Annotated in this window: 12 protein-coding genes and 1 pseudogene; 5 read left to right on the top strand and 8 right to left on the bottom strand. The window is 67.2% G+C overall.

Annotation, left to right across the window (positions count from 1 at the left end; translation table 11 throughout):
- Positions 1-30 precede the first annotated feature (30 nt).
- Positions 31-1197 (top strand): helix-turn-helix domain-containing protein, encoded by a 1167-nt coding sequence (locus ACEN98_RS27790; RefSeq protein ID WP_413388120.1) that lies wholly within the window; start codon positions 31-33, stop codon positions 1195-1197.
- On the opposite strand, the gene ACEN98_RS27785 is transcribed toward ACEN98_RS27790, so the two are convergent.
- From ACEN98_RS27785 to ACEN98_RS27765, 5 genes are all read right to left on the bottom strand, one after another.
- Positions 1130-1768, bottom strand: coding sequence for a GNAT family N-acetyltransferase (locus tag ACEN98_RS27785; protein WP_413388119.1), 639 nt, complete (start codon positions 1766-1768; stop codon positions 1130-1132). The two genes, ACEN98_RS27790 and ACEN98_RS27785, sit on opposite strands and share 68 nt — an antisense overlap.
- Before the next feature lie 20 nt (positions 1769-1788).
- The gene (locus tag ACEN98_RS27780) at positions 1789-2235 is read right to left on the bottom strand and encodes a nuclear transport factor 2 family protein (protein WP_413342743.1); all 447 of its coding nucleotides are present in this window, start codon (positions 2233-2235) and stop codon (positions 1789-1791) included.
- 103 nt (positions 2236-2338) lie between these two features.
- Positions 2339-3790, bottom strand: coding sequence for a Ppx/GppA family phosphatase (locus ACEN98_RS27775; protein WP_413388118.1), 1452 nt, complete (start codon positions 3788-3790; stop codon positions 2339-2341).
- Positions 3791-3876: 86 nt separating this feature from the next.
- Positions 3877-5565, bottom strand: a complete 1689-nt coding sequence (locus tag ACEN98_RS27770) for an alkaline phosphatase family protein (protein ID WP_413388117.1) — start codon at positions 5563-5565, stop codon at positions 3877-3879.
- 81 nt (positions 5566-5646) lie between these two features.
- Positions 5647-6558: a LysR family transcriptional regulator gene (locus ACEN98_RS27765; protein WP_413388116.1), complete on the bottom strand. Its 912-nt coding sequence runs from the start codon at positions 6556-6558 to the stop codon at positions 5647-5649.
- Positions 6559-6670: 112 nt separating this feature from the next.
- On the opposite strand from ACEN98_RS27765, the gene ACEN98_RS27760 reads away from it, so the two are divergent.
- Positions 6671-7417, top strand: a complete 747-nt coding sequence (locus tag ACEN98_RS27760; protein WP_413388115.1) for an SDR family oxidoreductase — start codon at positions 6671-6673, stop codon at positions 7415-7417.
- A gap of 59 nt (positions 7418-7476) precedes the next feature.
- Here the strand turns inward: ACEN98_RS27760 and ACEN98_RS27755 are convergent, their stop codons facing one another.
- On the bottom strand, positions 7477-8496 hold the full coding sequence (locus ACEN98_RS27755) for a LacI family DNA-binding transcriptional regulator (RefSeq protein ID WP_413342787.1): 1020 nt from the start codon (positions 8494-8496) through the stop codon (positions 7477-7479).
- A gap of 191 nt (positions 8497-8687) precedes the next feature.
- On the opposite strand from ACEN98_RS27755, the gene ACEN98_RS27750 reads away from it, so the two are divergent.
- The 3 genes from ACEN98_RS27750 to ACEN98_RS27740 are packed head-to-tail and all read left to right on the top strand — an operon-like array spanning position 8688 to position 12479.
- Positions 8688-10028 carry a GH1 family beta-glucosidase gene (locus ACEN98_RS27750; RefSeq protein ID WP_413388114.1) on the top strand — a complete coding sequence of 447 codons (1341 nt, stop codon included), beginning with the start codon at positions 8688-8690 and terminating at the stop codon, positions 10026-10028.
- Positions 10029-10072: 44 nt separating this feature from the next.
- On the top strand, positions 10073-11125 hold the full coding sequence (locus ACEN98_RS27745; protein WP_413388113.1) for a glucokinase: 1053 nt from the start codon (positions 10073-10075) through the stop codon (positions 11123-11125).
- Positions 11112-12479 (top strand): MFS transporter, encoded by a 1368-nt coding sequence (locus ACEN98_RS27740; protein ID WP_413342793.1) that lies wholly within the window; start codon positions 11112-11114, stop codon positions 12477-12479. Before ACEN98_RS27745 ends, ACEN98_RS27740 begins: the two co-directional genes overlap by 14 nt.
- Positions 12480-12597: 118 nt before the next feature.
- Here ACEN98_RS27740 and ACEN98_RS27735 read toward each other — a convergent pair whose 3' ends face one another.
- Positions 12598-13353 carry a hypothetical protein gene (locus ACEN98_RS27735; RefSeq protein WP_413388112.1) on the bottom strand — a complete coding sequence of 252 codons (756 nt, stop codon included), beginning with the start codon at positions 13351-13353 and terminating at the stop codon, positions 12598-12600.
- Positions 13354-13440: 87 nt separating this feature from the next.
- Positions 13441-13967, bottom strand: a pseudogene (locus ACEN98_RS27730) (M23 family metallopeptidase).
- Positions 13968-13984: the final 17 nt, after the last annotated feature.

Raw genomic sequence — 13984 nt, 5'->3', positions numbered from 1 at the left:
CCCCCGCGCGGGGAATCACTAGATAGGCCCATGCAAGAGTTCTACAAGAAAGCGCTGGTTGCGCTCATCCTCGTCCTGGTGGCCAATGCGCTGGTCGCCTGGTTCTGCATCCGCCAAAGCCACCCGTCCGCCAGGCTCATTCCCAGGGAACGAAGCGACGTGCACTGGCGCCCGGACGTCATCACGGACGCCTTCCTGGGCGGCACGTCGACCATTCGCATCCTGGAACCGGGCCGCGCTGCGCTTCGCTTCGACTTCCGGGTCACGCCCGCCGCCAGTTATCCCTACGTGGCGGCCGAAATGCTGCTGGAAGATGGCCAGGCCAAGGCGGGGCCGGCGGACTTGTCGAAATACACCACCGTCACGTTCGTCGCCAGATGCGCGCCCGCCAATTCACTGCTGTTCAGCCTGTCCGCGTTCGACCCGGCCATCTCGACGCCGGGCCTGTTTCATACCTACCCGTCGCCACAAACCTACTTCTCCTGCAGCGAGCAGGGCACGCCGGTGTCGCTGGACCTGACCCGCCTGACGATTCCGCCGTGGTGGTTCCAGACGTCGAAGGTCGACCCGGCGCGCCAGTCCTACGATCTTGGGCAGGTCGGCAGATTCGTATTCGGCGTCACCCAGAAGAGCCCGCGCGACACCGATTCCAGGGTCGAGATCAGCGAATTCACGCTGCACGGCCACGACGAGCGCTACGGTGTCGCGCTGGCGGTCATCTCGGTGATCGGCTGGGGCGCGTTCGCCGTCTGGTTCTTGCGGGGACACTCGCGGGCACTCGTCGCCAGCCTGCAGTCGCAACTGAAGAACGACAGGCATTTCGTCGCCTACCGGCAGCTGACCCTGGAGCCGTTCAAGGACAAGGAAAAGGCCGCCATCCTGCACTACATCGGCACCCGTTACATGAACCCCGACCTGGACATGGGCACGGTGACCGCGCGCATCGGCGCGGACCGCGAAAAGATCAACGAGATCCTGAAGTCGGAGCTCGGCATGACCTTCACGGCCTACGTCAATCAATTGCGGCTGACGGAAGCGGCGCGGCTGCTGACCGAGCAGGCCGGCACGCCCATCGCGGATATCGCGTTTGCCGTCGGTTATGCGAACGTCTCGTACTTCAACAAGCTGTTCAAGGAAGAATACGGCTGCACGCCGGGGGCGTTCCGGCGCCATGGCACCCGTGTGAGGCCTGGCTGACGCCGAGCCGCCGCTCCAGGCCCGCCCGGACGTCCGGCCAGTCGAGGTCGGTGATCGCGAACAGCACGCTGTCGCGCACGTGCCCGGTCCAGGTGACTCTTTCGCGCCGCAGCACGCCTTCGCGCACGGCGCCCAGTTTCGCGATGGCGGCCTGGCTGCGCACGTTGCGTGCATCCGTCAGCAGCTCGACGCGGCGCATGCCGCTCCCGAACGCGTGCGCCAGCATCAGGTATTTCGCTTCCGCGTTGACGGCCGTGGAGCGCACGTCCGGATGGATGAACGTGCCGCCGATTTCCACGGTCTGGCGCGAGGGCTTGATGTTCAGGAAGCTGGTGGTGCCGACGACGGCGCCGCTCGCGACGGCGCGGATGGCGTAGGCGATCCAGCCGCCCTGCGCCACCTGTGCGTTGAGACTGTCCCAGAAGCCGTCGAAGCCGTCGCCCCGCCCGTTGATCGCGAACAGCTGCCATGCGTCGGGGTCGCAATCGAGCGCGCCGCGCACGGGTGCGCGGAGCGTCTCGTCAAAAGGTTCGAGCCGCACGTGGCGACCCGCGAGGGGGTCGGGGTTCATGTCCCCATGATAGCAGAGCGTTAATGAACAGACGGCTGCGGCGGGGTGATGCCCGCGCCGGCACCCCGCGGCTGGTAGGCCTGCGCGGCCTGGTGGGTATCGTCGTATTCCTTGAAGCTGGCGATCTTGCCGCCGGCGACGCGGAAGATATGGCACCAGTCGCCGCTGAACTCGGCGCCGGTGGCCTTGACGACGAACGTGCCGTGGCCCTGCACGACGACCTGGTCATCCTGGGCGATGAAGCGGTCCGGCTGGAATTCGCGCGGTTCCTGGCACTCGGCCAGGATGCGAAAGAAGTCGGCCATCTCGCTCACGCCATGGCGTTTGCCGCTGAACGGAATGCCTTCCACTTCGGGCAGCTCCCAGTCGATGTCCTGCGCAGCCAGGCCGAGCAGCGTTGGGATGTCGCCCCTGCCGTACGCGTCGTACGCCTGCTTGATCAGGCTGATGTTGGCTTGCTCGTTCATGATCCTCTCCCTGAAAGTCGATGATCGGACTTTCAGTATCGCTTCCGCGCCCGGGATTGCAAGCGCGGTCAGGCGGCGGGCGGCGCGCCGAACGTGCGGCGGATCACGTGGTCACGCTGAACGGCACGCCCACGTCGTTCCACGCGTCCGCCTCTTTCTCGAACCAGGCGGCGACCGTCGGGTGCTGGCGCAGCCAGCCGCGCGGCGTCTCGATGTCGATGCGGCCCTTCATGCGCAGGCGGACGGCGTCCACGTCGCCATCCACGCGCGCGTGCATGAACACGGCGGCCAGGCGCAATGCGAGCACCGCCTTGGCCAGGTCGGGTACGCCCAATACCTCCCTCACCTTGCGCAGGTTGCCCTTCTGGCCCAGCACGATGAGGCTCATCAGCCGCTGCTCGCGCGCCGTGAAACCGGGCAGGTCGGCGTGTTCGACGATGTAGGCCGCATGCTTGTGCGCGCCCGTGTGCGAGACGGCCTGTCCCACCTCGTGCAGCATGGCGCCGCGCAGCAGGTGGTGGACGACGGCTTCGTCCTGCGGCGCCAGCTTGTCGAACAGGATCTTCGCGATGGCCGCCGTGCGCGCGGCGCGCTGCGCGTCGACGCCGAAGCGGCGCATGCAGTCCTGGATGGCCAGGTCGCGGCGGTCGTGGCGGTTGGCGCGCAGTTCCAGGTCGGACAGCACCCCGAGGCGCAGGCCGGCGTTAATCGCCGTCATGGCGGCCACCCCCAGTTCCTGCATCACGCCGATCAGGATCGACAGGCCGCCCGTCATCACGATCACGCGCTCGCGTTTCACGCCCGGCAGGTCGAACGCGTCGACGTGGCCGAGCTCGATGAGCCTGTCGCGCAGCGCGAACAGGCTCGCCAGCGACATCGTGCCGTCGCCGATCCGGTTGCGCGAGATGACCTCGCTGATCGCGCGCATCGTGCCCGACGAGCCGTAGACCGCGTCCCAGCCATGCTGGCGGTACTGGCCGGCCAGGTCTTCGAACTGGGCACGCGCCGCGTTGACGGCCGTCTCGAACGCGTCCGCGCTGATGTGGCCACCGCGGAAATACGTGGCGCTCTGCGGATGCGTGCCGGTGCTGAACGACTCGACGATGCGGATGTCGTCGCCATCCGCCGCAATGACTTCCGTCGAGCCGCCGCCGATGTCGATCACGAGCCGCCGCCCGGTGCGCCGGCCCAACGCGCGTGCGACGCCCATGTAGATCAGGCGCCCTTCTTCCTCGCCGGAGATGATCTCGATCGGATAGCCGATCGCCTCTTCCATGCGCGGCAGCACGGCCTGCGCATTGGTGGCCACGCGCATCGTGTTGGTCGCGACGACGCGCACCGCGTCCAGCCGGAACTGGCGCAGGATGCCGCTGAAGTCGCGCAGGGTGCGCAGCGCCGTCTCGACCGCCGCCTCCGACAGCGCATTGTCCGGGCCGAGGCCGGCCGCGAGGCGGATCGGGTCGCGCGCCGTGCGCACGATGTGGATCTGGCCCGCGATGGGCTCGCCGATGTGCAGGCGGAAGGAGTTTGAGCCGAGGTCGACTGCTGCGTACATGGATGGGCTCGCGTTGAGTGGCGTTGACGGCAGTATAGCGGCCCCCGACGCTCCCGCGTCTCCCGTTACGTCTTCAGGGAACGCCATCAACGCAGCGCCTCCTTCAGCACGCGCCCTTCCGCGCCCGCCGGACGGCGTACATGCAGGATCTGCGCCAGCGTCGGGGCGATGTCGACGGCTTCCGCATAACCTGGCTGTTCGCCCGGCCGGATCCACCGTTTGCCCATGACCAGCAGGGGCACCGACGTGTCGTACTGCCACGGCGTGCCATGGCTCGCGCCCGACGAACCGCTGCCGAAGATCGTGTACGGCGTCGTCACGACCAGCAGGTCGCCGGACAGCTGGCTGTTCCACGCCCGCTGCATCAGCGTGCCGAGGCGCGATTTCGCGGCGACGCCCTGCTCCAGCTGCGTGCGCGTGAAGACTTCCGAGATGCCCGGCTGCGTCAGCAGGAACCTGGCGGCGGCGTTTTCCACGTCGGCACGGACAAGGCCGCGGCGCGCGATCGCCTCGTCGTCCAGGCGCACGTCGGGCAGCAGCGATGTCTTGACGAGCTTCGCGCCGCCGAAGCGCTCGGCCAGCGCGGCGTTCAGGTTCTCGAGCAGGGTCTTCGGATTCACGCGCAGGGCGTCCGCATGCTGCGTGCGCGCGAACTCCGCCGTGTTGGCGAAGCCGTGGTCGGCCGTCAGCACGACGAGGACATTGTCCAGGCCGACGCGCTTGTCGAGGAACGCGAAGAATTCGCCGATCTTGCGGTCGATCTGCTGCAGGTGGTCGTGCGACATGCGGCTTTCCGGGCCGTACGCGTGATTCACGTAATCGTGGCCGGAGAGACTCACGCCCAGCAGGTCCGGCGCGCCGGTCGGATTGCGGCCCAGCTGCTCGCCGTCGACGGCGGCCTCCGCGAACTCGAGGGTCAGTTCATCCACGGCCGGGCTCACCTTCAACCGGCCGTAATAGTCGGCGGCCGGCTTGCCGCTCTCGCTGTAGAACATGAAAGGAAATCGGTTCGGGTTGGACGTCGTCGCTTCCGGGTATGGGGCGTCGTCCGCGTAGGCCTTGTCGTCCAGCAGCGGCTTCCACGACTTCGCATAGTAGCGGTCCTGCGGTTTCGACGCGCGGAAGCGTTCGACCCAGGCCGGATGCTTGTCCATGTAATAGGTGCTGCTGGCAAAGTCACCCGTCTTGTCCATGTACATGTACGCGGTGCCCGTCTTGCCCGCGAGCAGGATCGCGCCGCGGTCCTTGCCGGAGACGGTCACGACCTTGCTGCGGTTGCCGGTGGCGTAGCGCAGCTGGTCGCCGAGCGTGTCCACGCGCAGGTTCGCGGGCGACGTGCCGTCGTGCGGGTCCGTCTCTTCGTCGATGTAGTGGTAACGGGTGTCCTCGGTACAATAGACCTGCTTGCCGTTCGAATCGATCCAGGTGTTGCCGATGATGCCGTGCCGGTACGGGTACGCGCCCGTCAACACGGCCGAGTGACCGATGGCCGTCACCGTGATCCCGTGCGCCTGGTGCGCATCCGTGAACGACGCGCCCTGCTCCAGCAGCCGGCGCAGGCCGCCGGGGCCGAACTGGTCGCGGTAGCGCTGGACCTGCTCGGCCGGCAGGCCGTCGATGACCATCACGACGACCAGCTTCGGCGGCTTCGCCTGCGCGGCGCCCTGGCCGGATGCGGCCGGCTTGCCGGCACCCGCCGCGGGGGCCAATGCGGGCAGCCACAGCGCGCAACAGGTGATCAGGGTGAGCGAAGTCTTCAGCCAGGACGGTCTCATGCGGTCGGTCTTTCTGTCGGGTTGCTGGTGATTGGCAATCGTACATTGTATTAAGGCCAGATGTCAGTTCCGTGACAGCCGTCAGCCCGCGAAGTGCGCCGCCAGCCCCTGCTCCCGAAAACGCTCGACGACGAACTCGACGAACACGCGCGTCTTGGCGGGCAGCAGCCGCCGGTTCGAATAGTAGAGGAACAGCGGGCCCGTCTCCGCGTACCAGTCCGGGAGAATCCGCACGAGGCGCCCGTCCGCCAGCAGGGGCCCCGCGTGCGGCGCGGGCAACAGCGCGATGCCGAGACCGGCGGCGGCCGCATGCGCCATCGCCTCCGGATCGTCCAGCACGGCCACCGGGCGCGGATCGTAAGGCGCCACGCGGCCCGTGGCGTCGCGCAGCGTGAGTACCTGCAGCCGGCCCGTGCGGATCGAGCGGCGCGCGATGCCATCGTGCGCGGCCAGGTCGTCCGGGTGCGCGGGCGTGCCGCGCCGGGCCAGGTAGTCGGGCGACGCCGCGAGCACGATGCGCACCCGCGCCAGCTCGCGCGCGACGACGCCCTGCGGCAGCTCGACACCGCCGCCGATCGCGACGTCGAACCCTTCCGCGATAAGGTCGACCTGGCGGTTATCGAAGTGCAGGTCGGGCAGCACATCGGGATAGCGGCGGCGGAATTCCGCCAGCATCGGCACGAAATGCATGCGTCCGACGGCCGGCGCCATCGCCACCTTCAGCGGCCCCGCGGCGCGGTTGGCGCCCTGGCGCACGACGGCCATCGCGTCCTGGATGCGGTGCCAGGGCTCGGCCACCTCGCGCAGCAACTGCTCGCCCTCTTCCGTCAGACTCAGCTTGCGCGTGCTGCGCCGGAACAGGCGCACGCCCAGGTTCGCCTCGAGCCGGGCCACGTTCTTGCTGACGCCGGCCGGCGTGAGCCCAAGGCGCCGCGCAGCCGCCGAAAAGCCGCCGTCCTCGGCGCTGTAGATGAAGGAATCCAGATGCTCCATGGCCGACCTTTAACTGAGGGTTGAAAGTCTTGTGCTTTTTGACCGGCTAGTTTGAACCGGGAGTTGGAATGATACTGCAGACATCAACCACCCCAACCGAATGGAGAGCATCATGGCAAACACGAACCTGAAAGACAAAGTCGCCTTCGTCACCGGCGGATCGCGCGGCATCGGCGCGGCCATCGTGGAGCGTCTCGCCCGCGACGGCGCGGCGGTCGCCTTCACGTACCAGTCGTCGGACGCCGCCGCGCAGGCGCTGGCCGGACGCATCGAAGCCGCGGGCGGCCGCGCCCTCGCCCTGCGCGCCGACGTGGCCGATGCGCAGGCGCTCGCCGCCGCCATCGACACGGCCGCCGCGAAATTCGGGCGGCTGGACATCGTCGTCAACAACGCGGGCGTCTTCCTCGGCGGCCACGTGACGGAATTCCCGCTCGCCGACTTCGACAAGACCGTCGCCGTGAACGTGCGCGCCGTGTTCGCCGCGGCGCAGGCCGCCGTGCGCCACCTGCCGGATGGCGGCCGCATCATCAACATCGGCAGCACGAACGCGCTGCGCATGCCGTTCGCCGGCGGCGCGGTCTACGCGATGAGCAAGTCGGCCCTCACCGGCCTCGCAAAAGGCCTGGCGCGCGACCTGGGGCCGCGCGGCATCACCGTCAACAACGTGCTGCCGGGGCCGGTCGACACGGACATGAATCCGGCCGACACGGATTTCGGCAAGTCGCTGCACGGCTTCATGGCCCTGCCGCGCCATGGCCGGCCGGAAGAAGTCGCGGCGATGGTCGCGTGGCTGGCGAGCCCGGAAGCGAGCTTCGTCACGGGGTCGGACCTGGCGGTCGACGGCGGCTTCGCGGCGTAAAACCGGGGTCAGAGCCCCGATTTTGGAAATTTCCCAAAATCGGGCTCTGACCCCGGTGTTCAGTCGACGCGCTTGACGGACTCGCGCACGACGAGGTTCAGCTGCGGCACCTCGATGTCGAGCATCTCGTGCCCGATCATCTTGACGATCGCGCGGCCCAGGCATTTGCCGACGTCGAACAGCGGCTGGCGCACGGTCGTCAGCGGCGGCGTCGTGTACATCGAGCTGTGCAGATCGTCGAAGCCGATCACGGAAATGTCCTCCGGCACGCGGATGCCACGCCGGTACAGCGCCAGCCGGGCGCCGTACGCGGTCAGGTCGTTCGCGCAGAAGATCGCGGAAAAGCGCTGGCCCGATTCCAGCAGGCGCTCGACGGCCAGCAGGCCACTCGATTCCTGGAAGTCGCCGCCGACGATCAGCTGCTGCTGTTCCTTGATGCCGTGCTTCGCCAGCGTGTCGCGGTAGCCGGCCAGGCGGGCCAGCGCATCCTGGTGGTCGGACGGGCCGGTGATGAACGCGATGTTACGGTGGCCCTGGTCGAGCAGATAGCTCACCGCCTCGCACGCGCCCCAATAGTTATCCAGGCAGAAACCGTACGCGCGCGGCGAACTCAGGTCGCGGCCGAAGGCGACGATGGGCACGCGCTGCGACAGTTTCAGGATCTGCGCATCCTTCAATTTACCGCTCAGGATGACGAGGCCGTCGACGCGGCGCGCGATCAGGAGCTCGATGCGCTCGGCCTCCTCGTCCGCATGCCAGTGGCCGGACACGATCAGCGGCGCGTAGCCCGTGCCCTGCAGGGCCTCGTCGATGCCGGCCATGGCGTCGGCGAAGTAGCCCGACACGAGCGACTGCGTCAGGACGCCGATCGTGCGCGAGCTGCCCGTCTTGAGGTTCTGGGCCAGCACGTTGGGCTTGTAATTGAGCTTTTCGATGACGCTTTCGATGGCCTGGCGCTTTTCCTCCGACACCTTGGCGGTGCCGTTCAGGAAGCGCGAGACGGTTGCCGCGGACACGCCCGCCACACGGGCGACCTCGTGGACCGTGACCATCGGCGAACTGCTGGAATCCTTTTTCATGCGTTTCGGCCTGCATCTATACACGGCGGCTGCCGCGAAGCTCGTGAATATACACCAGACATGCCCGTTTGACATGTGGCATTGATGCTTGGAAGGAAAAAATGGTGTTGACACCCTGCCGATGACGCATGTACGATGAAATCGATTTCAAGCGAATTCCAAGTTCATTCCCATAACGACTACAACGCGCCATGACCGACTCCATCCGTTTTCCTTCCAACTTCACGTGGGGCGTCGCCACCAGCGCCTTCCAGATCGAAGGCGCCTTTGACGCCGACGGCAAGGGCCCTTCGATCTGGGATACGTTCTCGCACGATCCGGCCAACATCATCGACGGCAGCAACGGCGACGTCGCGTGCGACCACTACAACCGCTACCGCGACGACGTGGCGATGATGGCGTCGCTGGGCGTGAACGCCTACCGCTTCTCGATGGCGTGGGCGCGCGTGCAGCCGACCGGCAAGGGCGCATGGAATGAACCGGGCTTCGATTTCTACACGCGCCTGCTGGACGCGCTGGACGAAAAAGGCATCGTCGCGCACATCACGCTGTACCACTGGGACCTGCCGCAGGGCCTGCAGGACGACGGCGGCTGGATGTCGCGCGACACCGCGCACCGCTTCGCCGACTACGCGGCCGAAGTGGCGCGCCGCTTCGGCAACCGCGTGGCCAGCATCGCCACGCACAACGAGCCGTGGTGCACGGCGAACCTCGGCTACGGCAACGGCCAGTTCGCGCCGGGCGTCGCGGATAAAAAACAGGCGATCCAGGTGTCGCACCACCTGCTGCTGTCGCACGGCCTGGCCATGCAGGCAATGCGCGCGGTGAATCCCACCTGCCAGCTCGGCATCGTGCTGAACCAGTGGACCGCGGAACCGGCCACGGACACGGAAGCCGACCGCCGCCTGGCCGCACTGGAATGGGCCAATTCGATCGAGTGGTTCATGGACCCGATCTTCAAGCGCCGCTATCCCGCCCTGTCGCTGGAAGCGCATGGCGCGAACGCGCCGGTCGTGCATGCGGGCGACTTCGACATCATCGCCCAGCCGCTCGACTTCCTGGGCGTGAACTACTACCGCCGCGAAGTCATGAGCGCGGAAGTCCCGCCGCGCAAGCCGGAAGGTGGCCTGGGCTTCACCGACATGGGCTGGGAAATCTACCCGCAGGGCCTCACGGACCTGCTCGTGCAGCTGAAACAGGAGTACCCGGACCTGCCGCCGGTGTACATTACGGAAAACGGCATGGCCGCGGTCGACAGCGTCGGCGCCGACGGCCAGGTCAACGACACCCAGCGCGTGGAATACGTCCGCACCCACCTCGAGGCCCTGAAGGCCGCGATGGACGCGGGCGTGGACGTGCGCGGCTACTTCCTGTGGAGCCTGATGGACAATTTTGAATGGAATTCCGGCTATGAGAAGCGGTTCGGCATCGTGTATGTCGACTACGCGACCCAGCAGCGCATCCCGAAAGCGAGCGCGCTGTGGTACCGCGACTTCATCGCCGGTCAGCGCGCCGCATTGCGCGCAGCCTGACCCCCACGGGGGTGAGGTGAGAAAAACAGGAGACCGAGGAAGACATGAGGGATACCATGGATGATGTGCTTTTCGGCGGCGCCCGCCTGCTCGCCGACATCGGCGGGACGAACGCCCGCTTCGCGCTGCAGCGCGGCCCCGGCCGCATCGAGGAAATCGCGACGCTGGCCTGCGCCGCCCACGCCACGTTCACGGATGCCGTGCGTGCCTACCTGGCCGGCCATCCCGGCGCCGCCCGTGAACTGCGCCATGCCGTGATCGCGATCGCGAATCCGGTCGAGGGCGATTTCATCAAGATGACGAATCACCACTGGCAGTTCTCGATCGACGCCGCGCGCCGCGACCTCGGCCTCGACACGCTGCTCGTCGTGAACGACTTCGCCGCGCTGTCGATGTCGGTGCCCAGCCTGGCGGACGCGGACCTCGAACAGGTCGGCGGCACCCGCGTGAGCCCGGACGCCGTGATCGGCCTCGTGGGCGCCGGTACCGGCCTCGGCGTCGGCGGCGTGATTCCCGACGCCGGCCGCTGGAAGGTGCTGCCCAGCGAAGGCGGCCACGTCGCGTTCTCGCCGTCGAACGCGCGCGAACAGGCGATCCTCGCCTACTGCTGGACGAAATGGGACCACGTGTCGGCCGAGCGCCTGATCTCGGGCCCGGGTCTCGCCACCATCCACGAAGCGCTGTGCGCCATCGACGGCGTCGCGGGCGCAGCGCTCGAACCGGCGCAGGTCGTCGAGCGCGGCCTGGCGGGCGATGCACTGTGCGCGGAAGTGCTGGACGTCTTCTGCGGCGCGCTGGGCACGATGGCCGCGAACGTGGCCGTGACCCTGTGCGCGCGCGGCGGCATCTACATCGGCGGCGGCGTCGTGCCGCGCCTGGGCGAGTTCTTCGCGAAGTCGTCGTTCCGCGCCCGCTTCGAGAACAAGGGCCGCTTCACCGACTTCTGCAGGCAGATCCCGGTGTACGTGATCCACGCGCCCTACCCCGCCCTGGCCGGCGCCGCCGCGATGCTGGACCAGCAGCTGGTCGACGCCCGCGCTGCGTCCCAGCGCGCCCCGATCGACTCCGTCACGGCGGCCCATCATGCGCACACCTGACCGCATCAGCCACCCGTTGCTGTGGGTACCCACCGGGTACTTCACGATGGCGATGGGCTACATCATGCTGACGAGCGTCACCGCCATCATGTTCAAGAACATCGGCATGGACAATACGCGCGCCGCCGCGTATTCGAGCCTGCTGATCTTCGCCTACACGGCAAAGCCGCTGTTCGCGCCGTTCGTCGAGATGTACCGGACGAAGAAATTCTTCGTGCTGCTGATGCAGGTGCTCATCGCGCTGGGCTTCGCCGGCGCCGGGCTGGCGATGAGCCTGCCCAACTGGATGGTGGTGATGCTGTCCCTGTTCGTCCTGATGTCGTTCATCGGCGCGACGCAGGACATCGCCAGCGACGGCGTCTACGTGACGTCGCTCGACACGCGCACGCAGGCGCTGTACTGCGGCGTGCAGAGCCTGTCGTGGAACGTCGGGCCGATCGTCGCTTCCGGCTTCCTCGTTTATCTGAGCGGGCGCCTGCACACGGAGGTGTTCCACCACGATCCGAAGGTGTTCGGGCCGGACTGGATGGACGCGTGGCGCGTGATCTTCTTCATCGTCGCCGGCCTCGTCCTCGTGATGGCCGCGTGGCATGCGCGCGTGATGCCCGAGGGCGCGCGTGCGGAAAACACGCCGACGAACGTGCGCGGCGCCGCCGTCATCCTGCTGGATTCGTTCGTCACGTTCTTCCAGAAGCGCGACGTGTGGAAGATGATCGCCTTCGCGTTCCTGTTCCGCTTCAGCATCGGCATGCTGGAAAAAATCGGCCCCTTCTTCATGGTCGATTCGGCCGCGAAGGGCGGTCTCGGTCTCTCCAACGAGAGCCTGGGCATCATCTACGGCACGTGGGGCCTGATCGCGGTGCTCGCCGGCTCGCTGCTGGGCGGCATGTTCGTCGCGAAGCGCGGCCTGAAGCGCACGCTGTTCATCCTGTGCTGCGCCGTCAACATCCCGAACCTGACCTTCCTCGCGATGGCCATGGCGCTGCCCTCGGATCCGTGGACCATCGCGGCCGGCGTCATCGTGGAAAAATTCTTCTACGGTTTCGGCTCGGTCGGCTACATGATCTACCTGATGCAGCAGCTCGCGCCGGGCAAGTACACGACGACGCACTACGCGTTCGGCACGGGCCTGATGGGATTGTGCATGATGGTCACGGGCTCGCTCAGCGGCATGCTGCAGGAATACCTGGGCTACGTCAGCTACTTCGTCGCGGTCATGATCGCCACGATCCCATCGTTCCTCGCCACGTGGTTCGCGCCGTTCCACCACGACGACGGCATGGGCGCCGGCGGTGACAGCGTCAAGCACGCGTCGGCCGCCAATGACGCAAACGCCTCTCACCGCGCGGCCTGAGACCCAGGCCGTCATTTCAGGCCGGGCCGCGTGCCCGGCTTTTTTTCGCCCGCAATCTCGCTTGCCTGAGAGATGTTGCCTAAAACCGGGCTCTGACCCCGAAGTCTCGACTTCGGGGTCAGATCGGGTCGGTCGCCAGCTTCGAACGCCGCACGGGTGCGCGGATGCCGTAGCGCTGCGCCGACTGGCGCACGAGGTTTTCGAACCACGGCGGCGCGTCCGGCGCGATCACGATGGTGCGCAGCAGGCGGTCGGCGTCGATGGGCACGACGATGCCGGGCTGGCGCAGGTCCGGTGCGGACGCATCGCGGGTGCGATCGATGATCACGCGCACCTCCTTTTCGTATTCGTAGGCCTTGGTCTTGTAGGCGAAGATGCGCGTGTAGTCCGGCGAGACGTCCAGCTTCGGGTCGCTCCAGTGCTTCACGTATTCCACGCGGGCGATCGAGATCTTGTGCTCGGCGATGTGTTCCACCGTGTCCGCGAGCTGGCCGACCGTCGTCGTCAGCGCCACCGCGCATTCCGACTTGCCATATAACGCCCACATGGCCGCGCTGTCGTCCTGGTTGCGGTGCCAGCAGTTGATGAAGACGGATTCGCGCATGCGCCGCTTGAACTGCTCGTAGTCGTAGTCGATCTCGCCGCGCGCGTGCGCTTCGCTGATCTGGGCGCGCAGCGACGGCGTGAACGCGCCTTCGAACTTGTCGCTGAAATGGTCGGCACGGCAAAAGAACAGCGTGGAATTCTCGAAGAAATCGAACAGCTTGGCCGCGTCGAGATAGCGCCACAGCACAGTGTCGCTGCGCAATGGTTCGCCCGCGCTGCGCCGGTCGGCGCGCGCAAGATCGACGATGGTGCCAGCTGCAATATCCATGGCTTGAAACTCAGGTTTACCTCGGTTGTATACCTGATTGTAGTGCGTGCGCGTCCCCCGTCATCGAACAGCCGTGCGCGTGTAGGACTATGCCGATCCAGCCTTCAGCAGCGGATAGGGATTGATGGCTCCGCCCGCCGTATAGATGCCGTAATGCAAGTGCGGCGGCGTGGTCGCGGCGTTGCCGGTATTGCCAACATAGCCGAGGATGCTGCCCATCCGCACGCGCATGCCCGCGCGCACGTCGCCGTAGCGGTCCAGGTGCGCATAGTAGTGGCGCTGGCCGCCGGGGGTCCCAGCACCCAGACGACCTGCCCGCCCAGCCGGTTGGTCCCCACGCGCAGCACGATGCCTTCCGTGCTCGACAGCACGGGCGTGCCCCGCTGCGCGAAGATGTCGATGCCCTCGTGCCTGCGCCCGCCGCTGCGCGCGCCGCCCCACGTATCGGCCAGTTGCGCCGCCTTCACGCCGGCCACGGGCACCGGCAACGCCGCCGGCGCCGGCAGGGAGCCGAGCCGGATCGCGTAGACGACGTCGTCCACCCACGGGCGCAGGATGCCCTCGGCGGCGAGCAGGAGGACGGCGATGAGGAGGCTGCGCAGCAGGGTTCGCATGCGGGGCAGATGGGGAT

Source organism: Massilia sp. CT11-137, from assembly GCF_047302885.1.
Lineage (GTDB): Bacteria > Pseudomonadota > Gammaproteobacteria > Burkholderiales > Burkholderiaceae_D > Telluria > Telluria orientalis.
Note: the sequence above shows the minus strand (reverse complement) of the source record. Positions and strands in the feature narration are given on the sequence as shown.